The sequence below is a fragment of the Streptomyces sp. SCL15-4 genome (assembly GCF_033366695.1).
GTDB lineage: Bacteria > Actinomycetota > Actinomycetes > Streptomycetales > Streptomycetaceae > Streptomyces.
Genome location: NZ_JAOBTQ010000001.1, coordinates 5,022,350 through 5,048,721 on the forward strand (window position 1 = coordinate 5,022,350; position 26,372 = coordinate 5,048,721).

The 26,372-nt window shown below is 72.9% G+C and carries 21 protein-coding genes and 1 riboswitch; of the genes, 18 read left to right on the top strand and 3 right to left on the bottom strand.

Annotated elements, in window-relative coordinates:
• The first annotated feature begins 100 nt into the window (after positions 1 to 100).
• The 4 genes from SCK26_RS22535 (at position 101) to SCK26_RS22550 (ending at position 7,770) form a co-directional block, all read left to right on the top strand.
• Positions 101 to 889, top strand: coding sequence for an ABC transporter ATP-binding protein (locus tag SCK26_RS22535; RefSeq protein WP_318203128.1), 789 nt, complete (start codon positions 101 to 103; stop codon positions 887 to 889).
• Positions 886 to 3,465 (top strand): ABC transporter permease, encoded by a 2,580-nt coding sequence (locus SCK26_RS22540; RefSeq protein WP_318203129.1) that lies wholly within the window; start codon positions 886 to 888, stop codon positions 3,463 to 3,465. Before SCK26_RS22535 ends, SCK26_RS22540 begins: the two co-directional genes overlap by 4 nt.
• Positions 3,466 to 3,799: 334 nt before the next feature.
• Complete coding sequence (gene mfd / locus SCK26_RS22545; protein ID WP_318203130.1) at positions 3,800 to 7,336, top strand: transcription-repair coupling factor; 3,537 nt, start codon at positions 3,800 to 3,802, stop codon at positions 7,334 to 7,336.
• Positions 7,337 to 7,410: 74 nt separating this feature from the next.
• Positions 7,411 to 7,770 carry a MerR family transcriptional regulator gene (locus SCK26_RS22550; RefSeq protein WP_318203131.1) on the top strand — a complete coding sequence of 120 codons (360 nt, stop codon included), beginning with the start codon at positions 7,411 to 7,413 and terminating at the stop codon, positions 7,768 to 7,770.
• A 37-nt stretch (positions 7,771 to 7,807) separates the two neighbouring features.
• On the opposite strand, the gene SCK26_RS22555 is transcribed toward SCK26_RS22550, so the two are convergent.
• On the bottom strand, positions 7,808 to 8,575 hold the full coding sequence (locus SCK26_RS22555; RefSeq protein ID WP_318203132.1) for an SDR family oxidoreductase: 768 nt from the start codon (positions 8,573 to 8,575) through the stop codon (positions 7,808 to 7,810).
• A 210-nt stretch (positions 8,576 to 8,785) separates the two neighbouring features.
• Between SCK26_RS22555 and SCK26_RS22560 the strand changes: the two genes are divergently transcribed.
• On the top strand, positions 8,786 to 9,481 hold the full coding sequence (locus tag SCK26_RS22560) for an HNH endonuclease family protein (protein ID WP_412080860.1): 696 nt from the start codon (positions 8,786 to 8,788) through the stop codon (positions 9,479 to 9,481).
• Between the two features lie 49 nt (positions 9,482 to 9,530).
• Entirely contained in the window at positions 9,531 to 10,274 is a 744-nt protein-coding gene (locus SCK26_RS22565) for a GNAT family N-acetyltransferase (protein ID WP_318203134.1), read from the top strand.
• Positions 10,275 to 10,305: 31 nt separating this feature from the next.
• Here SCK26_RS22565 and SCK26_RS22570 read toward each other — a convergent pair whose 3' ends face one another.
• On the bottom strand, positions 10,306 to 11,055 hold the full coding sequence (locus SCK26_RS22570; protein WP_318203135.1) for a hypothetical protein: 750 nt from the start codon (positions 11,053 to 11,055) through the stop codon (positions 10,306 to 10,308).
• A gap of 172 nt (positions 11,056 to 11,227) precedes the next feature.
• Positions 11,228 to 11,947 (bottom strand): hypothetical protein, encoded by a 720-nt coding sequence (locus SCK26_RS22575; RefSeq protein ID WP_318203136.1) that lies wholly within the window; start codon positions 11,945 to 11,947, stop codon positions 11,228 to 11,230.
• 189 nt (positions 11,948 to 12,136) lie between these two features.
• Between SCK26_RS22575 and SCK26_RS22580 the strand changes: the two genes are divergently transcribed.
• The 12 genes from SCK26_RS22580 to SCK26_RS22635 all read left to right on the top strand — a co-directional run bounded on the left by SCK26_RS22580 (position 12,137) and on the right by SCK26_RS22635 (position 26,366).
• Positions 12,137 to 14,563 (top strand): N-6 DNA methylase, encoded by a 2,427-nt coding sequence (locus SCK26_RS22580; RefSeq protein WP_318203137.1) that lies wholly within the window; start codon positions 12,137 to 12,139, stop codon positions 14,561 to 14,563.
• A gap of 159 nt (positions 14,564 to 14,722) precedes the next feature.
• Positions 14,723 to 15,397: a hypothetical protein gene (locus SCK26_RS22585; RefSeq protein ID WP_318203138.1), complete on the top strand. Its 675-nt coding sequence runs from the start codon at positions 14,723 to 14,725 to the stop codon at positions 15,395 to 15,397.
• Positions 15,398 to 15,435: 38 nt separating this feature from the next.
• On the top strand, positions 15,436 to 16,929 hold the full coding sequence (locus tag SCK26_RS22590) for a serine/threonine-protein kinase (protein ID WP_318206068.1): 1,494 nt from the start codon (positions 15,436 to 15,438) through the stop codon (positions 16,927 to 16,929).
• Positions 16,930 to 16,995: 66 nt separating this feature from the next.
• On the top strand, positions 16,996 to 17,823 hold the full coding sequence (locus SCK26_RS22595; RefSeq protein WP_318203139.1) for a glycoside hydrolase domain-containing protein: 828 nt from the start codon (positions 16,996 to 16,998) through the stop codon (positions 17,821 to 17,823).
• Positions 17,824 to 17,972: 149 nt separating this feature from the next.
• On the top strand, positions 17,973 to 18,623 hold the full coding sequence (locus SCK26_RS22600) for a SurA N-terminal domain-containing protein (RefSeq protein WP_318203140.1): 651 nt from the start codon (positions 17,973 to 17,975) through the stop codon (positions 18,621 to 18,623).
• A gap of 135 nt (positions 18,624 to 18,758) precedes the next feature.
• Positions 18,759 to 19,790 carry a nucleoside triphosphate pyrophosphohydrolase gene (locus SCK26_RS22605; RefSeq protein ID WP_318203141.1) on the top strand — a complete coding sequence of 344 codons (1,032 nt, stop codon included), beginning with the start codon at positions 18,759 to 18,761 and terminating at the stop codon, positions 19,788 to 19,790.
• Positions 19,791 to 19,956: 166 nt separating this feature from the next.
• A complete protein-coding gene (locus tag SCK26_RS22610) occupies positions 19,957 to 20,232 on the top strand; it encodes a hypothetical protein (RefSeq protein WP_318203142.1) in 276 nt (91 codons plus the stop codon).
• Positions 20,233 to 20,418: 186 nt separating this feature from the next.
• Positions 20,419 to 21,705 (top strand): cytochrome P450, encoded by a 1,287-nt coding sequence (locus tag SCK26_RS22615; protein WP_318203143.1) that lies wholly within the window; start codon positions 20,419 to 20,421, stop codon positions 21,703 to 21,705.
• A 168-nt stretch (positions 21,706 to 21,873) separates the two neighbouring features.
• A complete protein-coding gene (locus SCK26_RS22620; RefSeq protein ID WP_318203144.1) occupies positions 21,874 to 22,983 on the top strand; it encodes a transglycosylase family protein in 1,110 nt (369 codons plus the stop codon).
• 189 nt (positions 22,984 to 23,172) lie between these two features.
• A riboswitch (cyclic di-AMP (ydaO/yuaA leader) is annotated at positions 23,173 to 23,347 on the top strand.
• Positions 23,348 to 23,352: 5 nt separating this feature from the next.
• Entirely contained in the window at positions 23,353 to 24,084 is a 732-nt protein-coding gene (locus tag SCK26_RS22625; protein ID WP_318203145.1) for a transglycosylase family protein, read from the top strand.
• Positions 24,085 to 24,480: 396 nt separating this feature from the next.
• Positions 24,481 to 25,770 (top strand): phosphopyruvate hydratase, encoded by a 1,290-nt coding sequence (gene eno, locus SCK26_RS22630; protein ID WP_318203146.1) that lies wholly within the window; start codon positions 24,481 to 24,483, stop codon positions 25,768 to 25,770.
• A gap of 119 nt (positions 25,771 to 25,889) precedes the next feature.
• Entirely contained in the window at positions 25,890 to 26,366 is a 477-nt protein-coding gene (locus SCK26_RS22635) for a septum formation initiator family protein (protein ID WP_318203147.1), read from the top strand.
• Positions 26,367 to 26,372 lie beyond the last annotated feature (6 nt).

Consider the following 26,372-nt stretch of genomic DNA (forward strand, 5'->3'; position numbering starts at 1 on the left):
CGGCCCCGCCGACCGCGAGACTCATCGGCGTAACCAAGACGACGACCCGGCACCTCCACGTGCCGCGCATCGACCTGTCAACCAACATAGGAGACATACCGTGACATCGGCTGTGACCATTCCCAGGCACGGGGGTACTGGAGGGCGTACGGCCGTCGCGGCGCGGGCGCGGCAGGTCGTGAAGGCGTACGGGTCCGGGGAGACCCGCGTCGTCGCGCTGAACAGCGTCGACGTGGACATCGCCCGCGGGCGGTTCACCGCGATCATGGGTCCTTCCGGGTCCGGCAAGTCGACCCTGATGCACTGCCTCGCCGGACTGGACACCGTGACGAGCGGTCAGATCCACCTGGACGAGACCGAGATCACCGGCCTGAAGGACAAGAAGCTCACCCAGCTGCGCCGGGACCGCATCGGCTTCATCTTCCAGGCGTTCAACCTGCTGCCCACGCTGAACGCCATCGAGAACATCACGCTGCCCATGGACATCGCCGGCCGCAAGCCCGACCGGGCCTGGCTGGAGCGGGTGGTGGAGACCGTCGGGCTCGCCGGCCGCCTCAAGCACCGGCCCACCCAGCTCTCCGGGGGCCAGCAGCAGCGCGTCGCCGTGGCCCGCGCCCTCGCCGCCCGCCCGGAGATCATCTTCGGGGACGAGCCGACCGGAAACCTGGACTCGCGCGCCGGCGCGGAGGTGCTGGGCTTCCTGCGCCGCTCGGTGGACGAACTCGGCCAGACCATCGTCATGGTCACCCACGACCCGGTGGCCGCCTCCTACGCCGACCGCGTGCTCTACCTCGCCGACGGCCGCATAGTCGACGAGATGCACCAGCCGACGGCCGAACAGGTCCTGGACCGCATGAAGGACTTCGACGCCCGGGGGCGTACCTCGTGACCGTCCTGAAGACCTCGATGCGCAACTTCCTCGCGCACAAGGGCCGCATGGCGCTGTCGGCGGTCGCCGTGCTGCTGTCGGTGGCGTTCGTGTGCGGCACGCTGGTGTTCACCGACACGATGAACACCACCTTCGACAAGCTGTTCCAGGCCACGGCCTCCGACGTCCAGGTCGGCGCCAAGGGAGCCTCCGACACCGGGGAGACCACCTCCCGCACCGGCAAGCCGCCGGTCCTGCCGGCCTCCGTCGTCGGCGAGGTCCGCCGCGCCCGGGGCGTGAAGTCGGCCGAGGGCACGGTGTTCTCCACCTCGGTGACCGTCGTCGACGCCGGCAAGGACAAGCTGTCGCCCGGTAACGGCGGGCCCACCATCGTCGGCAGCTGGAACGGCAACGACGCCCGCACCATGGAGATCACCTCCGGTACGGCGCCCAAGGGCCCGGACCAGGTGATGGTCGACGCCGACACCGCCGACCGGCACGGCCTGAAGCGCGGCGACGACATCGGCCTGATCACGGCCGTCGGCACGCACCACGCGCGCGTGTCCGGCATCGCCGCCTTCAAGGTCACCAATCCCGGCGCGGCGATCTTCTACCTGGACACCAGGACCGCCCAGCAGACCCTCGTCGGCCGCACCGGCGTCTACACCACCGTCAACGTCACCGCCGCCCGGGGCGTGAGCGACGAGCAGCTGAAGAAGAACGTCGTCGCCGTCCTCGGGCACGACTACAAGGTGCAGACGGCCAAGGAGGTCGCCGACGCCAACCAGAAGCAGGTCCAGAGCTTCCTGAACGTCATGAAGTACGCGATGCTCGGCTTCGCCGGGATCGCCTTCCTGGTCGGCATCTTCCTGATCATCAACACCTTCTCCATGCTGGTCGCCCAGCGCACCCGGGAGATCGGCCTGCTGCGCGCCATCGGCTCCTCCCGCCGGCAGGTCAACCGGTCGGTGCTGGTCGAGGCGCTGCTGCTCGGCGTGGTCGGCTCCGTGCTCGGCGTCGGCGCGGGCGTCGGCCTCGCCATCGGCCTGATGCAGCTCATGGGCCGGATGGACATGAAGCTGTCCACCGACGACCTGACGGTGGCCTGGACCACTCCCGCCCTCGGTCTGCTCCTCGGCGTGGTCGTCACCGTCCTCGCCGCCTACCTGCCCGCCCGGCGCGCCGGCAAGGTCTCCCCGATGGCCGCCCTGCGCGACGCCGGCGCCCCCTCCGACGCCCGGGCCGGTGCCGTCCGCGCCGTCCTCGGCCTGCTGCTGACCGCCGCCGGCGCCTGGAGCCTGTACACCGCCGCCACCGCCGACCAGGCCAAGACCGGCTCGGGCTGGCTCGGCTTGGGCGTGCTGCTCACCCTGATCGGCTTCGTCGTCGTCGGCCCGCTGCTCGCCGGCGGTCTGGTCCGCGTCCTCGGCGCGGTCCTCCTGCGGGTCTTCGGGCCCGTCGGCCGGATGGCCGAGCGCAACGCGCTGCGCAACCCGCGCCGCACCGGCGCCACCGGCGCCGCCCTGATGATCGGCCTGGCCCTGGTGGCGTGCCTGTCGGTGGTCGGCTCCTCCATGGTGGCCTCCGCCACCGACCAGCTGGACAAGACCGTCGGCACCGACTTCATCGTCCAGGAGGACAACGGCCAGGTCATCACCAAGCAGGCCGTCCAGGCCGTCAAGGACACGCCGGGCCTGGCCCGGGTCACCGAGTACAAGCTCCTGGACGCGGCCCTGACCACGCCGGACGGCCGTACCACCAAGAAAGAGACGATCAACGCGGCCGACCCGACGTACGCCCGGGACGTGCGCACCAAGACCGTCGCCGGCAGCCTCGCCGACGCCTACCAGCCGGACTCGATGTCCGTCTTCGAGGGCTTCGCCGAGGACCACGGCATCAAGCTCGGCTCCACGGTCGCCGTCCACTTCGAGGACGGCCGGACGGCGAAGCTGACCGTCCGCGCGATCACCAGCGACGAGGCCGTCGTCGACAAGGGCGCGATGTACGCCTCCATCAGCACGGTCGCCAAGTACGTCCCCGCCGACCGGATGCCGCTGGACGACCTGCTGTTCGTCACGGCGAAGGACGGCCAGGAGAAGACCGCCTACACGGCGCTGAAGTCGGCGCTGCACGAGTTCCCGCAGTACACCGTGCGCGACCAGACCGACTACAAGCAGGAGCTGAAGGACCAGATCGGCCAGCTGCTGAACATGATCTACGGCCTGCTGGCGCTGGCGATCATCGTCGCGGTCCTCGGCGTGGTGAACACCCTGGCGCTGTCCGTGGTCGAGCGGACCCGGGAGATCGGCCTCATGCGGGCCGTCGGCCTCTCCCGCCGCCAGCTGCGCCGCATGATCCGCCTGGAGTCCGTGGTGATCGCCGTCTTCGGCGCCCTGCTCGGCCTCGGCCTCGGCATGGGCTGGGGCGCCACCGCGCAGAAGCTCCTCGCCCTGGAGGGCCTGACCATCCTGGACATCCCCTGGCCGACGATCGCCGGGGTGTTCGTCGGGTCGGCCTTCGTGGGCCTGTTCGCCGCCCTGGTCCCGGCCTTCCGGGCCGCCCGGATGAACGTGCTGAACGCGATCGCGACCGACTAGCCGCACCGGCCCGGCCGACGGTGACCGCACACGGGGCCGGGCCCGGGCGGCGGCCACCGCGTACGGGGGTCGCGGGGGAGCATCCGGCGCCGGGAAGTCCGCGAGGGCTTCCCGGCGCCGGTCCGCGCGTTCCCGGGACACCTTCCCGGCGCGGGCACACCCGTCCGCCGGCACCTTCCGCGCCCTGGGCCCCGGGAGTTGTCCACAGGGCCGGGCCCGAGGTTGTCCACAGGCTCCCGCACGGCCGCCGACACCGTCGTACGCTGGACACCCCCGGCCCGTCACACGAGTCGGGCCCTTCGTGTTGCCGACCCCCTGGACGGAAAAAGCCTCCATGAGCCTGCACGGTCTGCTCGACGCCGTCGTCAAGGACCCCGCCCTCGCGGAAGCGATGCGCGCGGCAGCGGACGGCAACCGCCCGCACGTCGACCTGGTCGGTCCCCCGGCGGCCCGCCCCTTCGCCGTCGCCGCCCTGGCCCGGGACGCCGGCCGCACGGTGCTGGCGGTCACCGCGACCGGCCGCGAGGCCGAGGACCTCGCCGCCGCCCTGCGCTCCCTGCTGCCGCCCGAGGGCGTCGTGGAGTACCCCTCCTGGGAGACCCTCCCGCACGAGCGGCTCAGCCCGCGCAGCGACACCGTCGGCCGCCGCCTCGCCGTCCTGCGCCGCCTCGCCCACCCCCGCCCCGACGATCCCGAGACCGGCCCCGTCTCCGTCGTCGTGGCCCCCGTGCGCTCCGTGCTCCAGCCGCAGGTCAAGGGCCTCGGCGACCTGGAACCGGTGGCCCTGCGCACCGGCCAGAGCATCGATCTGGACCACGTCGTCGAATCCCTCGCGGCCGCCGCCTACGCCCGCGTGGAGCTGGTCGAGAAGCGCGGCGAGTTCGCCGTGCGCGGCGGCATCCTGGACGTGTTCCCGCCCACCGAGGAACATCCTCTGCGCATCGAGTTCTGGGGCGACGAGGTCGAGGAGATCCGCTACTTCAAGGTCGCCGACCAGCGCTCCCTGGAAGTCGCCGAACACGGCCTGTGGGCGCCTCCGTGCCGCGAGCTGCTGCTCACCGACGACGTCCGCGCACGCGCGCGCGCCCTCGCCGAGGACCATCCCGAGCTGGGCGAACTCCTCGGCAAGATCGCCGAGGGCATCGCCGTGGAGGGCATGGAGTCCCTGGCCCCGGTCCTGGTGGACGACATGGAGCTGCTCCTCGACGTGCTGCCCAAGGGCGCCATGGCCGTCGTCTGCGACCCGGAGCGGGTCCGCACCCGCGCCGCCGACCTCGTCGCCACCAGCCAGGAGTTCCTGCAGGCGTCCTGGGCGGCCACCGCCGGCGGTGGCGAGGCCCCCATCGACGTCGGCGCGGCCTCCCTGTGGTCCATCGCCGACGTCCGCGACCGCGCGCGCGAACTGGACATGATGTGGTGGTCGGTCTCCCCGTTCGCCGCGGACGCCGACGCGGCGGGCGACGCCGACACCCTCAAGCTCGGCATGCGCGCCCCCGAGACCTACCGCGGCGACACCGCGCGCGCCCTCGCCGACACCAAGGGCTGGCTCGCCGACGGCTGGCGCACGGTCTTCGTCACCGAGGGCCACGGCCCGGCCGCCCGCACGGTGGAGGTGCTCGGCGGCGAGGGCATCGCCGCCCGCCTCGACTCCGACCTCGGCGAGCCGAGCCCGTCGGTGGTGCACGTCTCCTGCGGCTCCATCGAGTACGGCTTCCTGGACCCCGCGCTCAAGCTCGCCGTGCTCACCGAGACCGACCTCTCCGGACAGCGCACCGCCGGCCGCGAGGGCGCCCGCATGCCGGCCCGCCGCCGCAAGACCATCGACCCGCTCACCCTGGAGCCGGGCGACTACATCGTCCACGAACAGCACGGCGTCGGCCGCTACATCGAGATGGTGCAGCGCACCGTGCAGGGCGCCACCCGCGAGTACCTGGTCGTGGAGTACGCGCCCGCCAAGCGCGGCCAGCCCGGCGACCGGCTGTACATCCCGACCGACCAGCTGGAGCAGATCACCAAGTACGTCGGCGGCGAGGCCCCCACCCTGCACCGCCTCGGCGGCGCCGACTGGACCAAGACCAAGGCCCGCGCCAAGAAGGCCGTCAAGGAGATCGCCGCCGACCTGATCAAGCTGTACAGCGCGCGCATGGCCGCTCCCGGCCACGCCTTCGGCACCGACACCCCCTGGCAGCGCGAGCTGGAGGACGCCTTCCCCTACGCCGAGACCCCGGACCAGCTCACCACCATCGCCGAGGTCAAGGAGGACATGGAGAAGTCGGTCCCCATGGACCGCCTGATCTGCGGCGACGTCGGCTACGGCAAGACCGAGATCGCGGTGCGGGCCGCCTTCAAGGCCGTACAGGACGGCAAGCAGGTCGCCGTCCTGGTGCCCACCACCCTGCTGGTGCAGCAGCACTACGGCACGTTCTCCGAGCGGTACGCGCAGTTCCCCGTCAACGTGCGCGCCCTGTCCCGCTTCCAGACCGACACCGAGGCCAAGGCCGTCCTGGAGGGCCTGAAGGACGGCGCGGTGGACGTCGTCATCGGCACCCACCGCCTGTTCTCCTCCGAGACCAAGTTCAAGGACCTCGGCCTGGTCATCGTCGACGAGGAGCAGCGCTTCGGCGTCGAGCACAAGGAGCAGCTGAAGAAGCTCCGCGCCAACGTCGACGTGCTGACGATGTCCGCGACCCCCATCCCGCGCACCCTGGAGATGGCGGTCACCGGCATCCGCGAGATGTCCACGATCACCACGCCTCCCGAGGAGCGCCACCCGGTGCTCACCTTCGTCGGGCCGTACGAGGAGAGGCAGATCGGCGCCGCCATCCGCCGCGAACTGCTGCGCGAGGGCCAGGTCTTCTACATCCACAACCGCGTCGAGTCCATCGACCGCGCGGCGGCCAGGCTCCGCGAGATCGTCCCCGAGGCGCGCATCGCCACCGCCCACGGCCAGATGTCGGAATCCGCGCTGGAACAGGTCGTGGTCGACTTCTGGGAGAAGAAGTTCGACGTGCTGGTGTCGACCACCATCGTGGAGTCCGGCATCGACATCTCCAACGCCAACACCCTGATCGTGGAGCGCGGCGACACCTTCGGCCTGTCCCAGCTGCACCAGCTGCGGGGCCGGGTCGGCCGTGGCCGCGAACGCGGATACGCCTACTTCCTGTACCCGCCGGAGAAGCCGCTGACGGAGACCGCGCACGAGCGCCTGGCGACCATCGCCCAGCACACCGAGATGGGCGCGGGCATGTACGTCGCGATGAAGGACCTGGAGATCCGCGGCGCCGGAAACCTGCTCGGCGGCGAGCAGTCCGGGCACATCGCCGGCGTCGGCTTCGACCTGTACGTCCGCATGGTCGGCGAGGCCGTCGCCGACTACCGGCGCCAGCTGGAGACCGGCGCGGTCGAGGAGGAGCCGCCGCTGGAGGTCAAGATCGAGCTGCCCGTCGACGCGCACGTCCCGCACGACTACGCGCCCGGCGAGCGCCTGCGCCTCCAGGCCTACCGCTCGATCGCCTCCGCCAACAGCGAGGAGGACGTCAAGGCCGTCCGCGAGGAACTCACCGACCGCTACGGCAAGCTGCCCGAACCGGTGGAGAACCTGCTGCTGGTGGCCGGCCTCAGGATGCTCGCGCGCGCCTGCGGCGTCGGCGAGATCGTGCTCCAGGGCACCAACATCCGCTTCGCGCCGGTGGAGCTGCGCGAGTCGCAGGAGCTGCGCCTCAAGCGGCTCTACCCCGGCACGGTCATCAAGCCGGCCGCCCACCAGGTGCTGGTCCCGCGCCCGAAGACCGCGAAGGTGGGCGGCAAGCCGCTGGTCGGCCGCGAACTGCTGGCCTGGGTCGGCGAGTTCCTCACCTCGATCCTGGGCTGACGGACGGCGCACGACGACGGGGGCGGCGGAGGGTGTACGACGACGGGGGCCGGTGGACGGGAACGGGGGCGCGGGTGCGGATCGGTGAGCTGGCGGAGGCGACCGGCACGACCCCGCGCGCCCTGCGCCACTACGAACGGCAGGGCCTGATCACCTCCGCGCGGGCCGCCAACGGCTACCGCGCGTACGACGCCCGGGCTGTCGTACGGGTCCGCAACATCCGCCGGCTGCTGGCGGCGGGCCTCACGCTGGACGACGTACGCGTGTTCCTGCCCTGCCTGGACGGCGACGTCACCGCCGGCCCCGCCTCCGCCGCCGGTCTCAAGGTCGCCCGGGACCGGCTGGCCGTCCTGGACGCCCGTATCGCGGCCCAGACGCAGCTGCGGGAGCGGCTGGCGGCGGCCTTGCGGGAGGCGGGCGCCGAGGTCCGGTGAAGGGGCCGGAGCGGGAACGTCCCGTGAACGGGCCGGGTCAGGAGACGACCGCGCCGCCGTCCACCGGCAGCACCACGCCCGTCACGAACGACGCGCGCGGGGAGGCGAGCCGGGTGATGGCCCAGGCGACCTCCTCGGGGCGGCCGATCCGGCCGAGCGGGGTGTGGTCGAGCTGCCACCGGCGCAGGGCGGCGCGCCGCTCGGGCGAGTACCCGGTGTGCTCGGTGATGGGTGTGTCGATCGCGCCCGGGGCCACGGCGACCACCCGGATGCCGTGCGGCGCCAGTTCCACCGCCCAGCCGCGGGTCAGCACCTCCAGGGCCGCCTTGCCCGCCGCGTACAGCGAGTTGCCGGGCCAGCCGCGCTGGCCCACCGAGGTCGTCACGTTCACCACCACGCCCCGGCTCTCCTCCAGCGCGGGCAGCGCGGCCTGGGTGAGCAGCACGGGCGCGAGGAGGTTGGTCTGAAGCAGCGGCCGTACCGACGCGCGGGTGTAGCTGCGCAAGGAGTCGTCGGTGACGACGGCCGCGTTGTTGACGAGCACGTCGATCCGGCCGTGGCGCTCCAGCGCGGCCCCTACGACGGAGGCGGGCCCGTCCTCTGCGGTCAGGTCGGCGGACAGGGGCGTGATCCCGGGGTGTCCCTCGGCGGTCTCCGCCAGCGGCGCCGTCCGCCGGCCGACGGCGAGGACCCGGGCGCCCTCGGCGGCGAACGCGCGCGCGGTGGCCCGTCCGATGCCGGTGCCGGCGCCGGTGACGAGGACCGTACGAGGGGGCTGGTTCCGGGAGTTGCTGTTCTCGGTCATGCGGGGATCGTCGGACCCTGACGCCAATGGCAAGGTCAAGTGGCATCTCTTTGCCGGACAAAACGATACGTGTCACCTCATTATGTGATTAGGTCCCATCTGCTGGGCGGCGGCGGGAAGTTACCGTGGGAGCGGAACGATCCGCCCCGCTCCCGACGGGCGGACCAGCACGAGCAAGGGGGACGCACCGTGACGCGTCTGAGGGGCGGCATGGTCACCGCGGCGGCCATGCTGGTCGCCGTGACCGGCTGTACGGCCGAGCAGACCAAGGGGTCCTCCGGGCCCGAGGAGACCGGTGGCGGCGGCGCGGCCCTGTCCGCCGTCGGCTCACTGACCGTCAAGGGACGTGCGCCGAAGACCGGTTACTCCCGCGACCGGTTCGGCACCGCCTGGGCGGACACCGACTCCAACTCCTGCGACACCCGCGACGACATCCTCAAACGCGACCTGAAGAACGTGAGGTTCACCGGCGGCCACTGCAAGGTCACCTACGGCCTGCTGGACCCCGACCCCTACTCCGGCAAGGAGATCACCTACCGGCGCGGCCGCAGCCAGGTCGACATCGACCACATCGTGGCCCTCTCCGACGCCTGGCAGAAGGGCGCCAAGTACTGGGACGCGGCCAAGCGCATCGCCCTGGCCAACGACCCGCTCAACCTGCTCGCGGTCGACGCGAGCACCAACCGCGGCAAGGGCGACGGCGACGCGGCCACCTGGCTCCCGCCCGACAAGGGCCACCGCTGCGAGTATGTCGCCGCCCAGGTCGCCGTCAAGAAGAAGTACGGCCTGTGGGTCACCGCCGCCGAACGGTCGGCCATGAAGAAGGTCCTCGCCGGCTGCCCGGACCAGAAGCTGCCCACCGGCGGCAACCCGACCCGGGCACCCGAGCGCTTCCGGGCCCGCTGACCGGGTGAACCGCTGTCCCGGCGGGCGCCCTCCGCCTACCGTGACCGTCATGGAGATCAAGGTCAGCAGCCTCGCCGAGCGGCCCGACCGGCTGCCGGCGGTGTCCGACATGCCCGATACCTGGCCGGAGTTCGTCACCAACGACCTCGTCGGCACCACCCACTACGGCCGCATCCCCACCGAACTGCCGGAATACGCCCTGTTCGCCGAGGACGAGGACGGCCGGGTCGTCGCCCACGCCTACAGCGTGCCCTTCGCCCTCCACGCCCCCGGCCGCGGCGCCCTGCCCGCCCGGGGCTGGGACCAGGTCCTCGCCTGGGCCTTCGCCGACCTGCGGGCCGGCACCCGCCCGGACACGGTGAGCGCCGTCTCGGTCACCATCGCCCCGCACGCCCAGGGCCGGGGGCTGTCCGCCGTCCTGCTCTCCGCGATGCGGGACAACGCCCGCGCCCGCGGCTTCCGCGAGGTCGTCGCCCCCGTCCGGCCGAGCGCCAAGCACCGCGAACCGCGCACCCCGATCACCGAGTACGCCCGCCGGGTCCGCCCCGACGGGCTGCCCGAGGACCCGTGGCTGCGCGTCCACGCCCGGGCCGGCGCCACCTTCGACTCCATCGCCCCGGCCTCCATGACCGTCGGCGGCTCGCTGGAGGAGTGGCGCCGCTGGACCGGGCTGCCCTTCGACCGCCCCGGCGACGTCGAGGTGCCCGGCGCGCTGGTCCCGGTCCGCTGCGAACCGGAGCGCGGGTACGCCGTCTACGTCGAACCCAACGTCTGGATGCGGCACCCGCTGTGACCCCGCGCCGGGCCCGGCCCCGTGCCGGTCCTTACAGGGAGTCCAGGTCGATGATCTTCCCCGCGGGCTTGTCCGCGGGGACCGGACGGCCGTAGTCGCCGAAGGCCAGGTGTATCTGCTCCTTGGCCTTGGCCCCGCTGTCGATCCGCAGCAGGTACGGCTTGCCCTGCGTCGCCACGTGCGCCGTGTAGTCGTCCTTGCCGTCCTTCTCGTGCAGGACGATCGCGGGCGTGCCGTCGACCTTCGTGGTCTTGCCGCGGGTGGCCGCCGAGTCACCGTCGCTCACGTCGCCGAGGACCGTGTCCAGGTCGCAGAAGCTCGCGATGTCCTTGGCGTCCTGGCCCTTGACGGCCATCTTGGTCCACTTCCCGGCGAGCATGTCGACGGCCGCGTCGGTGTCCTCCTTCGACTCGCCCTCGCTCTGGGCGCGCAGGAACTTCTCGTCGTACTTCATGTAGACGGTGCCGCCCGACCTGATCAGATCGGCCTTGCCCTGGCCGCCGATGCTCATCGTGCCGGCGCACCGGCCCTTCTTGTCGAGCGCCATGTCGATCTCGATGACGCCCTTGCTCTCGTCGTCGGGGACCTGGCCCTTCAGGCGCAGGGACGAGGCGCTCGTGGTGGTCTTCATCGCGCGCTCGGCGATCTCACTGCCGCTCAGCCCGGCGAACGGGCCCTTCGGCTTGCTGTCGGCCGAGTCGTTCCCCGACTGGCAGCCGGTGGTGAGTCCCGCGGTGGCCGCGGCGGCGAGACAGAGAGCGGCAAGTGCGGTACGACGCATGACGGTTCCTTGCTGAGAGAGATGTGCTGGTGAGCGGGGAGCCGCGGGGGCTCCGGGGTGAGTGGTACGGGGTGAGCGGTGGCGGTGCGGGTGTGCGGGGGGTTGCGGATGGTGCGGGGTGGTGCGGTGCCGGCGCGGGGTGAGTGTCCCCGCGCCGGGGTGGGCAAACGGGTCAGGCCTTCTTCCAGTCGTCGCAGCCGGTCGTCTTGAAGTAGCCGTCCGAGGCGCTGATGGTGACGACGGCCGTGCCGGTCACGTTGTTGTTGGCGATGATCGAGTCCAGGCCCTGGCCGGCGTCCTTGGTGCGCTCCCAGTAGCAGGAGTCGTCGGCGTTCCCGGTCGACTTGTAGGTGCCCGGCGCGATGTCCGTACCCACCTCGAACATCCCCCCGTCGCCGTCCATGGAGACGGCGGGCGTGCCCTTCGCCTTCGGGTCGACGGCCTCCCAGTCGGAGCAGCCGTTGGACTTGAACAGCTTGTCGGTGGCCTTGACGGTTACGTAACTCGTGCCGCTGACGTTGTCGTTGGCGAGCGTGGAGTCCAGTTCGCCGGAGGCGTCCTTGGCGCGCTCCCAGTAGCACATGCCGTCGGTGTTGCCGGCCGTCCGGTACGTCCCCGGCTTGATGTCGGTGCCGACCTGGTACTCGCCGTCGCCTCCGAAGGCGGCCTTCTTCTCCTCGGCGGCCCCGGCGGCCTCGGCGGCACCCGAGTCCTTCGAACCGCCCGCGTCCGTGCCGCCGCCACCGGGCTTGCGCCCGGCCGAGGCCGAGGAGCCGGCCTTGGTGCCGCCGCCGGAACCACCGTCCTTGTCGCTGCCGGCGGTGGCGGACACGGCCCCGATGACGGCGAGTCCCACTACCGCGCCGGTCGCGAGCTTGGCCTTCATGCCCATGGCGAATCCCTCCCCGAATACGGCGGCCTCCCCCTCCGGTGACCGCTCGTTCGCTGGGTCAATAACAGCAGAGCGTGTGAACCGAGTCAACACGATTCACACCTTCGAGTGTGTACACGGCCGTGAACCAAGGGGTCTTGTGTACGCCGGTATGCTCGGCGCACACACGGGACGAGGGGAGCGAAGCCGGTGCAGAACAACGTGACAGAGGTGACCGCGGCCGGGATCGCCCGGCTCGCCGGGGTGGGGCGGGCCGCCGTCAGCAACTGGCGTCGCCGGCACGCCGACTTCCCCAAGCCGGTCGGCGGCAGCGAGACCAGCCCCTCCTTCGCCCTGGCCGAGGTCGAGGCCTGGCTGCGCAAGCAGGGCAAACTCGCTGAAGTGCCCCTGCGGGAACGGGTCTGGCAGCAACTCGCCGGCCATCCGGAGGGCCCGCTGACGGCCTTGGTGCACACGGGGTGCGCGTTGCTGCTCATCCACGAACGTCCCACGGTCTGGCTCGACGCGAGCGCCGGCTCCGACGCGAGGCTGGCCGCGATGCTGCCGGGGGCGCTGGAGAAGGTGCTGACGCCTCGGCTGGGGGTCGCGCGGGGGCGTGGGGGCGGCGGTCGGGGGGTGGTTGCAGGCGCAGGCGCAGGCGCGGGTGCGGGTGTGGGTGGCGGTGTGAACGCGGCCTTCGAGTCGTCCGGTGTGTATGGGACGCTCAAGTCTCGCCAGGTGAACGCGGATTCACCGGCACCTGGCGTGAACGCCGACGCCGGCACACCCGGTGTGAACGCGGGCGCCGCCGCGCCCGGTGTGAACACCGATGCCACCGCCACCGCTGTGAACTCCTCACCGACGGCGCCGACTGTGAACGCGCCGCCCAGTGTTCACCCCGCACCAGCCGTTCACATCGCACCAGCCGTTCAAGCCGAACCAGCCGTTCACCCGAAGTCGGCGATGCGCACCCCGCCGACCACCACCGCCACACCCACCCCGTCCCGCACCCCCGCCCTCTCCACCCCCACCGGCCCCCAGCTCCTCCCCTCCGTCCCCCTCCTCCGCGGCGCCGCCGAACTCGCTGCCGAGATCGGCGCCCGGCAGACGTTCGAGTTCCTGCTGGGCCGGCACCTGGACGCCAACCCCCGCCAGTACACGCTCACCCCGGCCGAGCTGGCGGGCCTCATGGCCGACTTGGCCGGCCCGGCCCGCACCGTCCTGGACCCGGCCAGCGGCACCGGCGCCCTGCTGCGCGCCGTCGACCCCCGCCCCGACCAGGAGCTGTACGCCCAGGACAGCGCGCCCGAACTCGCCGCGCTCAGCGCGCTGCGGCTGGCGCTGCACAGCCGGGCCGCCGTGCGCGCCGCCGTCGGTGACACCCTGCGCGCCGACGCCCACCCCGCGCTGCGCGCCGACGCGGTCCTGTGCCATCCGCCGTTCAACGAGCGCAACTGGGGCCACGACGAACTCGCCTACGACCCCCGCTGGGAGTACGGCTTCCCGGCGCGTACGGAGTCCGAGCTGGCCTGGGTGCAGCACGCGCTGGCCCGGCTGGCCGACGGCGGCACCGCCGTCCTGCTGATGCCTCCCGCCGCCGCCTCCCGCCGTTCCGGGCGCCGGATCCGCGCCGATCTGCTGCGCCGGGGCGCGCTGCGAGCCGTGGTCGCGCTGCCGGTCGGCGCGGCCCCGCCGTACAACATCCCGCTGCACCTGTGGGTGCTGCGCCGGCCCGACCGGACCCCGGCGGCCCCCGAGGTGCTGCTCGTGGACACGGGACGGTTCGCCGGAGAGGCGCGCGGCGGCCCCGACTGGGCGGCGGTACGGGACGCGGTGCTGGACGCCTGGCGTGCCTACGCGCGCGCGGGGCGGCTCGCGGAGCGGCCCGGGCTCGCCCGGTCCGTGCCGGTCATCGAACTCCTCGACGACGACGTGGACCTCGCCCCCGCCCGCCATCTGCCGCCGGCCGCGGTGGCCGACGGCGCCGGGCAGCTCACCGAGGTGCGCGAACGCCTGGGCGCGACCCTGCGCCTGACCGCCGACCTCACTCCGCCGCCCGCCGACCCGGCACCGCCCGCGCGCTGGCCGCTGACCACCGTCGGCGAGCTGGCGCGCGGCGGCGCGCTGGTGATGCGTACCGGCGGACACGGCGGCCACGCGCGCGTGCCGGTGCTCACCGACCACGACGTCCTCGCCGGCACGGCGCCCTCCGGCACGCTGTCCGAGAGCGAGGAGGAGGCCGTGCTGACCGAGCCGGGCGACGTCGTCGTACCGGTGCTCGGCGGGGGCGCGGTGGCGCGGGTGATCGACGAGGCGACGGCAGGCGCCGCCCTGGGGCGCAACCTGGTGCTGCTGCGCCCGGATCGCACGGCGCTCGACCCGTGGTTCCTGGCCGGATTCCTGCGCGGTACCGCCAACAACCGGCAGGCCAGCAGCTACGCCTCCACCGCGACCCGGCTGGACGTGCGCCGGCTGCACCTGCCCCGGCTCCCGCTGGAGGAACAGCGTCGCTACGGCGCGCGGTTCCGCGCGCTCGACGAGTTCGAGCGGGCGCTGCGGCACGCGAGCCGGCTCGGGGAACAGCTGGTGCGCGGGATGTACGACGGGCTCACCGACGGCACGGTGGCCCCGGGCTGATCCCGCGCCGGCCACCGGACAACGGTTCGGTACAACTCCGATCACTTGTCCGCGGCGGGCCATATGCTCGAAGCGACAACCGAGCGCCCGGCGCGGTCCGGGCCCCCGCGGACCGAGGCGGGCGGGCGGGTACACCCACTTCCAGGATCGGGAGCAGCCATGCAAGGCCACGGCTACGGACAGCCGGTGAAGCAGCCGCCGCACACCGCGTGGCTGGTTTTCCTGCGTGTGCTGTTCGTGGTGCTCGGGATCCTCAGCCTCGGCTTCCTGTCCTGGGCGATGCTGCTGCGGCTGGCGGCCGTCACGCGCCGGTCGCTGGACTGGGGGCTGTTCGTGGCGGTGCTGACCGCCGACGTCCTGGCCGTCGTCCTGCTGGCGGTGGAGCCCGGCGACGAGATCCACACCACGGGCGGCTACGTGGGCCTGTTCCTGGTGCTCGGCACGCTCGTGGGCACGATCGGGTACTACCTGGCCGCGGACATCCGCCACTTCCTGCGGCCGCAGGAGACGTACGCGGCGCCCGGGGCCCGGGCGTACGGCTACCCGGGCCCCGCGACGCCGTACGGCGCGACGACCGTACCGACCGCGCCGGCCGCCGCGGGCGTACCGGCCGCGCCGGCCATGCCGGCCATGCCGGCCGGCCCGGCCGCGCTCCGGGCGCCCGTCGCGCCGCACACCCCGCCCCCCGTGCCGCTCCCGCCCGTGCCCGGTCCGCCGCCGGCCGCCCCGGTGCCGCGGCGCCCGGCGCCCGCGCGGATCGACCAGGTGCGCGCGGAGCTGGACGAGCTGAGCGACTACCTGCGCCGGCGGGACGGCCACGAGGGCGGACGGTGAGCGGGGCGGCGGGACGCGTCGTCGCCGGCCGCTACGAACTGTCCACGCTCATCGGGCAGGGCGGCATGGGCCAGGTCTGGACGGCGTACGACCGGCGGCTGGACCGGCGCGTGGCGGTGAAGCTGCTGCGCCCGGACAAGGTGGCGGGCCAGGAGGCGGACGAGCTGCGCCGCCGCTTCCTGCGCGAGTGCCGGGTCACCGCGCAGGTGGACCACCCCGGCCTGGTGACGGTGCACGACGCGGGCAGCGAGGGCGACGAGCTGTTCCTGGTCATGCAGTACGTCGACGGTGCCGACCTGTCCGACCACCTCGCCGAGCACGACCCGTACCCCTGGCCGTGGGCGGTGGCGGTGGCCGCGCAACTGTGCGCCGTGCTGAGCGCCGTGCACGCCGTGCCGATCGTGCACCGCGACCTCAAGCCGCGCAACGTGATGGTGAAGCAGGACGGCACGATCACCGTGCTCGACCTGGGCGTGGCCTCGGTGATGGACACCGACACCACCCGCCTCACCCACACCGGCTCCCCGATCGGCTCGCCCGCCTACATGGCGCCGGAGCAGGCGATGGGCGGCGCGGTCGGCCCGTACACCGACCTGTACGCGCTCGGCGTGCTGCTGCACGAACTGCTCAGCGGAGAGGTGCCGTTCGCCGGCTCCACGGCGCTCGGTGTGCTGCACCGGCACCTGTACGAGCCCCCGCTGCCCGTGCGCCGGACCCGCCCCGAGGTCCCCGAGGCGCTGGAGTCCCTGGTGCTGCGCCTGCTGGCCAAGGACCCGCAGCACCGGCCGGCGTCCGCGCAGGAGGTCTACGAGGACCTGGCACTGCTGCTGCCCGCGCGCGGCACCCCCACCGGAGCGCCCCTGGACCCCACGCGCCCCTTCCTGCGACCGCACGCCCCCTGGCCGGACCGCGCCCGGACGCCCGCGCCGCGGCCCGCCCCCGTCGCGCCCGCGCCGCCGGCGGCCGGCCAGCCCGATGTCGCCGCCGCCGTGGACGAGGTCAAGCGGCTGCTCGGCGAGGGCCGCATCACCCAGGCGGTGGACATCCTGGGCGCGATCCTGCCGGCCGCCGCCGAAGAGCACGGCGAGCACTCCCCGGTCGTCCGCACCCTGCGCAAGCAGTACGTGGCCACCCTCCTGGACGACGGCCAGTACCGGCGCGCGCTGCCCGAACTGCGCCGCCTCGCCGACGAACGCGCCGCCGAGGCCGGCCAGGCGGACCCGCAGTCGCTGCGCTACCGCTACGAGGCCGCGCAGTGCCTGGAGCAGCTCGGCGAACCGGCGGCGGCGCTCGCCGAGTACCGCGCGCTGCTGCCGTACTACGAGAACCAGTACGTCTCCGGGGACCCGCAGCTCGCCCACGAGGTGCGCCGGCACATCGGTCATCTGCTGCTCGCGCTCGGCGACCGGCCGGCCGCCCACGACACGCTCGTACGGCTGGTGGTGGACGTCGAGCGGCTGCACGGACCCGGCCACCCGCTGGCCGTGGAGGTGCGGCGGACCCTCCAGTGGCTCGGACAGGTGCGCGGATAGATTGTCCGTCGGTTTCGTCAGGCACGCACGCGCGTGAGTCGCCGTGCGCGGAAAAGGGTGGGGTACATGGCCGGTCACCGGCAGTCCAAGAAGCGCAGATACATCGCCTGGGGAGTGGCCGGCACGGTGGTCGCCGCCGGGGCCGGCATCGCCGCGCAGACCTCGATGGCCGCCGGCTCCTGGCCCGCGCAGAAGACGTTCACCGGCCGTGCGTTCGACACCTGTACCGCGCCCTCGCTGTCCGCGATGAAGGCCTGGAACACCGGCTTCTACGGCGCCGCCGCCGTCTACGTGGGCGGCAAGAACCGCGGCTGCGCCCAGTCCAACCTCACCGCGTCCTGGGTGAAGTCGGTGAACTCCCTCGGCTGGAAGCTCATCCCGATCTACGTCGGCGCCCAGCCGCCCTGCCAGACCGGCTCCAGCCCCGAGAAGCTGAGCACCGCCACGGCGGCCTCCCTGGGCGCGAAGGACGCCGCCGACGCCGTGGCCAAGGCGTCCGCGCTCCGCATGAAGGCCGGCAGCCCCATCTACCTGGACATGGAGGCGTACGACGTCAAGAACAAGGCGTGCAACGACGCCGTGCTGACGTACGTGCGCTCCTTCATGAAGACGCTGCGCGCCAAGACCTACCGCGGCGGCTACTACGGCTTCACCAGTTCCAGCGCGAAGGCCGTCGCCACCGCCGCCGACAAGAAGGACCTGCCGGGCAACCTCTGGTACGCGCTGTACGACAAGAAGAACACGACGACCGCGGACTGGCCGTGGGGCGCCGCCCAGTACACCCCTCACAGCCGCGGCCACCAGTACATGGTCAACAGCAAGGAGACGCGCGGCGGCGTCACGCTGACCGTCGACCGGAACGCCTGGGACGCGCCGGTGGCCGTCATCGGCTGATCCGGCGGACCGCTCCGGGAGCGGCGCGGCGGTGCCCGAAGAGGGCGCGAATCGTTGGTCGAATGGGTTGGCCGCGGCCTGCCCACTGCCTACCATCGATCATCGCAAGACTTTGTGCACCGTCGCACAATCTCCCCCAGGAGGTTTCCTTGCACCGCCGCCGTCGCACCGCGCTCGTCCTCACCGCCGCGATCGCCGCCGCGGCCCCCCTGCTGACCGCCTGCGGAAGCGACGCGCATCCGGGCGCCGCGGCCGTCGTCGGCGGGCAGCGGATCACCGTCGCCCAGCTGGAGAACCGGGTCGACGAGGTCCGCCGGGCCCAGCGGGCCGCGGTGCCGGACGAGACGCAGTACCAGCAGGTCGTCTCCTCCACCAGCAGCCTCACCCGCGACACCCTGCACAACATGGTGCTCGACCGGGTCCTGCACCACGCCGCCCGGGGCAAGGGCATCTCGGTCACCCGCAAGGAGATCCAGCAGATGCGCACGGGCCTGGAGCAGCAGGCCGGCGGCGGCAAGGGCCTGGAGACCGCCTGGCTCCAGAAGTACGGCATCGCCCCGGCCCGCCTCGACGACAACCTGCGCCTGCAACTGGAGGCGCAGAAGCTCGCCGCCAAACTCGGCACCGACACCAGCCAGCCCGCGTTCTGGCAGACCCTGTCCAAGGCGTCCACGGACCTCCACGTCGACCTCAACCCGCGCTACGGCGCCTGGGACGTGCAGAAGAGCAGCCGGGTGGACGCCAGGACACCGTGGGTCCGGGAGGTCACGGCGGCGGGCGGGCAGCCGGTGACGGCGTAGGCGGGAGGATGGTGTAGGCAGGCCAGGCCAGGTCGGGGCAGGGCGGGTGGCGGGTTCGGTCATACGATCACACGAGCCATCCGGCCCTGTGGACAACTCGATCCACGCTTCCGCGCCGTGGGTTACGTTCGGATCGTGAACGAATCCAGCGCCGAAGCCCGCCACCACCTGGGCCGGGAAGCCGTCCCCGGCCGCGTCGTCCTGCTGACCACCAGCCACCGCGTCGCCCCCGGTCTGCTGTCCTGGCCCGCCTGGCAGGCCCTGCGCGCCGCCGACACCGTGCTGTGCGCGGACGGCGCGCATCCCCAGCTGCCGTATCTGCGCGAGGCCGGGATAGCGGTGACGGAGGCGTCTCCCACCGCGCGGGAGCTGGTCGACGCCTGCGCCGGCGGGCGGACGGTGGTGGTCGTGGCGACCGGCGAGGGCGAACCCGCGCTCACCGACGGCCTCGCCCGGCTCGCGGGCTCCGGCCGCGTCGCCATGCCCGAGCTGGAGCTGCTCCCCGCCTCCTACGACCTGCCCGGCGCCCGCCTGCTGGACCTGGTGCAGGTCATGGACCGCATCCGCGCCGAGTGCCCCTGGTCCTCCCGGCAGACCCACGAGGGCCTGGCCAAGTACGGCATCGAGGAGGCCTACGAACTGGTCGAGGCGATCGAGGCCGGCGACCGCGCGGAGCTGCGCGAGGAACTGGGCGACGTCCTCCTCCAGGTCGTCTTCCACTCCCGGATCGCCGAGGAGGACCCGGACGCGCCGTTCTCGGTCGACGACGTGGCGGGCGGCATCGTCGCCAAGCTCATCCACCGCCACCCGCACGTCTTCGGCGACGAGGTGGCCGAGACCCCGGAGGACGTCAAGGAGCACTGGCTGCGCACCAAGGCCGAGGAGAAGCGGCGCACCTCGATCACGGAGGGCGTCCCGCTCGGCCAGCCCGGCCTGGCCCTCGCCGCCAAGCTCGCCTCCCGGGTCCGTACGGCCGGCCTGGAGGTGCCCCTGCCCCGAGGAGAGGGCATCGGGTACGAGCTGCTGGCGCTCGCGGTCCGCGCCGAGGCGGACGGCGTCGATCCGGAGGCGGCGCTGCGAGCGGCGGCCCGGGTGTACCGGGACGCGATCAAGGACAGCGAGGCGGTGCGCGCGGCCGGCGGCGAAGAGGAGGAGGGCAAGGGGTAGGCGGATCGCCTTCCGGTGCCCGGATCGCGGCCTGCCCCGCCGTGGAACCGAAGCGGTGGCCGGACTTCCGGCGTGCCCGGCGCCGTCCGCGCGGACACGCGCCGGTGCGGCGGCCGTCGGCCTGGCCCGCTGCGGGCCGCGGGGCCCGTCGCCGGAGGACCTGCTCGTGAAGGCGGCCGAGAGCCACGGTCCGGAGGCGGGCGAGAGCCACGGTCCGGAGGCAGGCGGCGCGGAGGCGGGCGGCGCGGTGGCCGGGGCGGAGGCGCTGGTACGGGCGATCGGTGCGGTACGGCGTGCCGCCGATGCCGTGCCGCGCGGGCCCGCGGGCCTGGCCGGCGTCGGGCCCGCTGCTGGGCGCGGTCCGGCACGACGAGACGTACCGCCGGTGGACGGTGTCCTGGGGCAGCGGGCGCTGGAGGCCGCGCGGGCGGCGGAGGCGTAGGGCGCCGGCCTGGTGGCCGGGCCGGTGGGCGCCGCCTTCCGGCGGGCGGCCGGCGACGGGGACGGACAGGCGGCGCACCGGCCCGCGCTGCCGGCGGAGAGATGGGACCGGCGGAGGAGGCCGAGGGCCGGTTCCCGCCCGCAAGGCCCTCGGCGGGCGGCCCGGGGCTCCGGATACGGTCGAGGAGTGACCGAGCAGCACCGCCCCGACCAGCCGACCTCCGACCAGCCGGCTCCCGCCCTCTTCACGTGGGAGTTCGCCGCCGACCCCTATCCCGCCTACGCCTGGCTGCGCGAGCACGCCCCGGTGCACCGCACGCGGCTGCCGAGCGGGGTCGAGGCGTGGCTGGTCACCCGGTACGCCGACGCCCGGCAGGCGCTGGCCGACCAGCGGCTGAGCAAGAACCCGGCGCACCACGACGAGCCCGCGCACGCCAGGGGCAAGACCGGTATCCCCGGCGAGCGCAAGGCCGAGCTGATGACGCATCTGCTGAACATCGACCCGCCGGACCACACCCGGCTGCGGCGGCTGGTCAGCAAGGCGTTCACCCCGCGCCGGGTCGCCGAGTTCGCGCCCCGGGTGCAGGAACTGACCGACCAGCTCATCGACCGGTTCGCCAGGACCGGTTCCGCCGACCTCATCCACGAGTTCGCCTTCCCGCTGCCCATCTACGCCATCTGCGACCTGCTCGGCGTCCCGCGCGAGGACCAGGACGACTTCCGGGACTGGGCGGGCATGATGATCCGGCACGGCGGCGGACCGAGGGGCGGGGTCGCGCGGTCCGTCAAGAAGATGCGCGGCTACCTCGCCGAGCTGATCCACCGCAAGCGCGCGGCGCTGTCCGCCACGCCCGCGCCCGGCGAGGACCTGATCTCCGGCCTCATCCGCGCCTCCGACCACGGCGAGCACCTCACCGAGAACGAGGCCGCCGCCATGGCCTTCATCCTGCTGTTCGCCGGCTTCGAGACCACCGTCAACCTCATCGGCAACGGCACCTACGCCCTGCTCACCCACCCCGGGCAGCGCGCCCGGCTCCAGGGCTCCCTGGCCCGCGGCGAACGGGACCTGCTGGAGACCGGCGTCGAGGAACTGCTGCGCTACGACGGCCCGGTGGAGCTGGCCACCTGGCGCTTCGCCACCGAGTCGCTGGCCATCGGCGGCCAGGACATCGCGCCCGGCGACCCGGTGCTCGTCGTCCTCGCGGCCGCCGACCGGGACCCGGAGCGGTTCGCCGACCCGGACGTGCTGGACCTCGGCCGCCGCGACAACCAGCACCTCGGCTACGGCCACGGCATCCACTACTGCCTCGGCGCGCCGCTCGCGCGGCTGGAGGGCCAGACCGCGCTGGCCACCCTGTTCAGCCGCCTGCCCGACCTGCGGCTGGCCGCCGATCCGGCCGATCTGCGCTGGCGCGGCGGGCTCATCATGCGCGGTCTGCGCACCCTGCCGGTGGAGTTCACGCCGACCGCCTGAACACAGCCTCTCCGCGAGTGCATGACACTTTCTCAACGCTGTGATCTTCACGTGATCTGTGCGGCATGAACTTGTGACAAGTGATCGTCTGCCGATACGTTCACCCATCAGCGCGGCGAGCGGCTCCGACCGCCGCGCCGGCCCTGCTGTCGCTCGAAAGGCTTCTGCATGCTCTCCGGGAACGGCCGACACCGTCGCCCCCGCCAGGCTCCGGCCCTCCTCGTCGCGGCCGGCGTGACCGGCTCCGCCATCGCCATCCCGCTGCTCGGCGCCGCCGGCGCCAGCGCGGCCGACGGCACCACGTGGGACAAGGTGGCCGAGTGCGAGAGCGGCGGCTCCTGGAGCGCGGACACCGGGAACGGCTACCACGGCGGCCTGCAGATCTCGCAGGACGACTGGGACAAGTACGGCGGCGGCCGGTACGCGGCCAGCGCCGACCAGGCCAGCCGCCAGCAGCAGATCGCCGTCGCCGAGAAGATCCTGGCCGACCGGGGCACCGCGCCCTGGGCCACCTGCGCCCTGCTGTCCGGCCTGACACAGCACTCGGGGTCCGTGGACGTCGACACGGGCGTCGGCGGGACCGGCGGTTCCGGCGAACCGTCCGGACCGGCCGGCGACTCCGGCACCTCCGCGACCCCTGACGCCTCCGACTCCTCCGGACGACCCGACGCGTCGCCCTCCACCGGCACCGGCACCGACGACGGCTCCGCGGACCCGGCCGGCACGCCGACCGCCGAGCCGGGCGAGGGCAAGAGCACGGGCACCGGCAAGGACGCGGGCAAGGGCGCGGGCAAGGATGCCGGCGAGGACACGGGCAAGGCGACGGACAAGGACGCCGGCCGGACCACCGGTTCCGCCGGGACCGGCACCACCAAGTCCGACAAGTCCGCCACGCCGGACACCGGAAGCCCCCAGGACGCCGGCGGCTCCCCGACGGCCACGCCGGACGCCGGGGTCGTGACCAACCCGCAGCAGGCGGCCGGTTCTTGGAGCCTGGTCGACACCGGTGCCGTCGCCACCGGCGGACGCCACCGGGGCGTGAGCGCGGACGAAAGTGTGACAAACGGTCAGAACGGCACCGCCTCCGGACGGCACGCCTCCCGCGAACCGGACACCTACACGGTCCGCGAAGGCGACTCGCTGTCCTCCATCGCCGACTCCCTTGACGTCGACGGCGGGTGGCACGCGCTGTACGCCGGCAACAAGAAGGCCATCGGCACCGACCCGGACCGCATCACCGCCGGTCAGACCCTGGATGTCCAGGGCGAAACGGGCTGAAAACACCGAGACTTGACGCCCCACTAAGCACCTTGATGTCCGGTTTGGCGAAAGTGTGGGATGAGTCTCAGAAGCGCTGATCGTCTTTGAAATTCCGGCGATCACCTGTCTACGGTCGAGGCCGCTCGTCACCACGAGCCCCGGCAGCCGCCACGCCGAATCCTGCCAGTGGCTGCCCGGGAACAGTCGTCGCGTCAAGCGCCGTAGGCAGGAGCGGGGGACCCAAGGTAAGTGCCGGGCCCAGCAGTTGAAGCTGGGACCGGCTGGGGGTGAAGCCGCGTCACGCGCAAGCGGACGACGCGGCCGGGCAACTCAACCGGCCCGAACCCGACAGCTCACCTCGTAGGCGTCGGTGAGGGGAATCGATCCATGCTGTTTACCGGCAAGGGCAAGCACCGTCGTCCGTCCAAGGCCGTTCGCGCCATCACGCTCGCCGGTGTCACCGGTGCCGCCGTCGCCGCCCCGCTGATGGCGGCCGGCAACGCCTCCGCCGCCACCGCCTCCCAGTGGGACGCGGTCGCCCAGTGCGAGTCCGGCGGCAACTGGTCCATCAACACCGGCAACGGCTACTACGGCGGTCTGCAGTTCTCCGCCTCCACCTGGGCCGCGTACGGCGGCACGCAGTACGCCTCCACCGCCGACAAGGCGTCCAAGGCGCAGCAGATCTCCGTCGCCGAGAAGGTCCTCGCCGCGCAGGGCAAGGGCGCCTGGCCGGTCTGCGGCACGGGCCTGTCCGGCTCCCCCTACAACGGCTCCGCCCCGAGCACCCCGGCGCCGTCCGCCCCGTCCACCCAGGACTCGGGCACCTCCACCCGCTCCGCCGACCAGCAGGCCGCCTCCCGCTCCGCCGAGCGCCCGGCCGCCTCCACCGGCACGAGCAAGAGCACCGGCAGCGGCGCGGGCAAGACCGTCACCACCCCGACCGGCAAGAAGGTCAAGAAGGGTGACGGCGAGTACAAGGTCGTCCAGGGCGACACGCTCAGCATCATCGCCGCGCGGCACAAGGTCGCGGGCGGCTGGCAGAAGCTGTTCGAGCTGAACAAGGACGTCGTCGAGGACGCCGACCTCATCTACCCGGGCCAGCAGCTCCACCTGAAGTGACCCCCGGCCCCCGGCCGGCCCCCGGGGCCCGCACATCCCGTCGGACCCCCTGAGAGCCACGGACCCGCACGGGCGCCCGGACCCCCGAAGTCCCCCGGTCCGCGCGTCCCGGCGGAGCCCCCGAGGCCCCGTGCGGGTCACCCCCCGTCCCCACGGGCTCCCCGCCCCGGCGCGTTCTCCCCCGTACGCGCCGGGGCGGGGCTTTTTTCGCGCCCGCCCCGGCACCCTCGCCCCTCGGCCACCCAGAAGCCCTTTGTTTCGATCAAAAACAAAAGGTACCGTCGGTCTGTCCACGGGACGGTCGGTCGGTGGCCGAGACGCCCGGGACGGTTAGGCTCTAGTCGCAAGGCACACCAGCCCCGCACTTCCAGCGTCACATCCAAGAAGGAGATGCTCGTGCCGTCCATCGACGTCGTCGTAGCCCGGGAAATCCTGGACTCCCGAGGCAACCCCACGGTCGAGGTCGAGGTCGGCCTCGACGACGGCAGCACGGGTCGTGCCGCCGTTCCGTCCGGCGCCTCGACCGGCGCCTTCGAGGCCATCGAGCTGCGCGACGGTGACCCGGACCGCTACCAGGGCAAGGGCGTCGAGAAGGCCGTCCTGGCCGTCATCGAGCAGATCGGCCCGGAGCTGGTCGGCTACGACGCCACCGAGCAGCGCCTGATCGATCAGGCCATGTTCGACCTGGACGCCACCGACAACAAGGGCTCCCTCGGCGCCAACGCCATCCTCGGCGTCTCGCTCGCCGTCGCTCACGCCGCCTCCGAGGCCAGCGACCTGCCGCTCTTCCGCTACCTGGGCGGCCCGAACGCGCACCTGCTGCCGGTGCCGATGATGAACATCCTGAACGGCGGCTCGCACGCCGACTCCAACGTGGACATCCAGGAGTTCATGATCGCTCCGATCGGCGCGGAGTCCTTCTCCGAGGCCCTGCGCTGGGGCACCGAGGTCTACCACACCCTGAAGAAGGTCCTGAAGAACAAGGGCCTGTCCACCGGCCTCGGCGACGAGGGCGGCTTCGCCCCGAACCTCGGCTCCAACCGCGAGGCCCTCGACCTCATCCTCGAGGCGATCAAGGAGGCCGGCTACACCCCCGGCGAGCAGATCGCCCTGGCGCTCGACGTCGCCGCGTCCGAGTTCTACAAGGACGGCTCGTACGTCTTCGAGGGCAAGAACCGCACCGCCGCCGAGATGACCGAGTACTACGCCGAGCTGGTCGAGGCGTACCCCCTGGTCTCCATCGAGGACCCGCTCTTCGAGGACGACTGGGAGGGCTGGAAGACCATCACCGACAAGCTCGGTGACAAGGTCCAGCTCGTCGGCGACGACCTGTTCGTCACCAACCCCGAGCGCCTGGCCCGGGGCATCGAGGAGGGCGCCGCCAACGCCCTGCTGGTCAAGGTCAACCAGATCGGCTCGCTGACCGAGACCCTGGACGCCGTCGAGCTGGCCCAGCGCAACGGCTTCAAGTGCATGATGTCCCACCGCTCCGGCGAGACCGAGGACGTCACCATCGCCGACCTGGCCGTCGCCACCAACTGCGGCCAGATCAAGACCGGTGCCCCGGCCCGCTCCGAGCGCGTCGCCAAGTACAACCAGCTGCTGCGCATCGAGGAGATCCTCGACGACGCCGCGGTGTACGCCGGCCGCTCCGCCTTCCCGCGGTTCCGCTCCGCGAACCAGTAGGCACGGCAAGGACCGGGCGCCTGCCCGGGCTAAAGTCCTAGCCAGTCGTACGTACGTCCCCGTACCCGGTCCCGTACCGTGTCCGGGGACGTACGCGCGTGTGACGGGAGGCGGGGAAGATGGGCGTGAAGGACCGTGACCGGTTCTCCACCGCGACCAGGATCAGGCTGCTCGGCGAGCAGACCGCGGCCCGCGTCTACCGCTCGCAGACCAAACGGCAGGCCCGCCGCTCCCGGCTCACCGGCCGCGCGGCGCTGCTCGCGCTGGTGCTGTGCACGATGGTCGTCGCCCTCGCCTACCCGATGCGGCAGTACGTCTCCCAGCGCGCGGAGATCGCCGACCTCCAGCGCCGCCAGCAGCAGGCCCGCGAGCGGGTCGAGCAGCTGCGGGACCTCAAGGCGCGCTGGCAGGACGACGCCTACGCCGAGCAGCAGATCCGCCGCCGGCTGCACTACGTACGGCCCGGCGAGACCGGCTACGTGGTCGTCGACCCCGGCGCGGCCAAGCAGTCCCGCGCCGACCTCGGGGCCGCCCGCCGGCCCTGGTACGCGAACGTCTGGGACGGCGTCGACAAGTCCGACGCCTCCGACCAGTGAACCGAC

Bases quoted from the DNA above. Each gene is read 5' to 3' on its own strand.
- mfd (WP_318203130.1), top strand. From the start codon at position 3,800: ATGAGCCTGCACGGTCTGCTCGACGCCGTCGTCAAGGACCCCGCCCTC.
- SCK26_RS22555 (WP_318203132.1), bottom strand. From the start codon at position 8,575: ATGACCGAGAACAGCAACTCCCGGAACCAGCCCCCTCGTACGGTCCTC.
- SCK26_RS22560 (WP_412080860.1), top strand. From the start codon at position 8,786: ATGGTCACCGCGGCGGCCATGCTGGTCGCCGTGACCGGCTGTACGGCC.
- SCK26_RS22565 (WP_318203134.1), top strand. From the start codon at position 9,531: ATGGAGATCAAGGTCAGCAGCCTCGCCGAGCGGCCCGACCGGCTGCCG.
- SCK26_RS22570 (WP_318203135.1), bottom strand. From the start codon at position 11,055: ATGCGTCGTACCGCACTTGCCGCTCTCTGTCTCGCCGCCGCGGCCACC.
- SCK26_RS22575 (WP_318203136.1), bottom strand. From the start codon at position 11,947: ATGGGCATGAAGGCCAAGCTCGCGACCGGCGCGGTAGTGGGACTCGCC.
- SCK26_RS22585 (WP_318203138.1), top strand. From the start codon at position 14,723: ATGCAAGGCCACGGCTACGGACAGCCGGTGAAGCAGCCGCCGCACACC.
- SCK26_RS22595 (WP_318203139.1), top strand. From the start codon at position 16,996: ATGGCCGGTCACCGGCAGTCCAAGAAGCGCAGATACATCGCCTGGGGA.
- SCK26_RS22620 (WP_318203144.1), top strand. From the start codon at position 21,874: ATGCTCTCCGGGAACGGCCGACACCGTCGCCCCCGCCAGGCTCCGGCC.
- SCK26_RS22625 (WP_318203145.1), top strand. From the start codon at position 23,353: ATGCTGTTTACCGGCAAGGGCAAGCACCGTCGTCCGTCCAAGGCCGTT.
- SCK26_RS22635 (WP_318203147.1), top strand. From the start codon at position 25,890: ATGGGCGTGAAGGACCGTGACCGGTTCTCCACCGCGACCAGGATCAGG.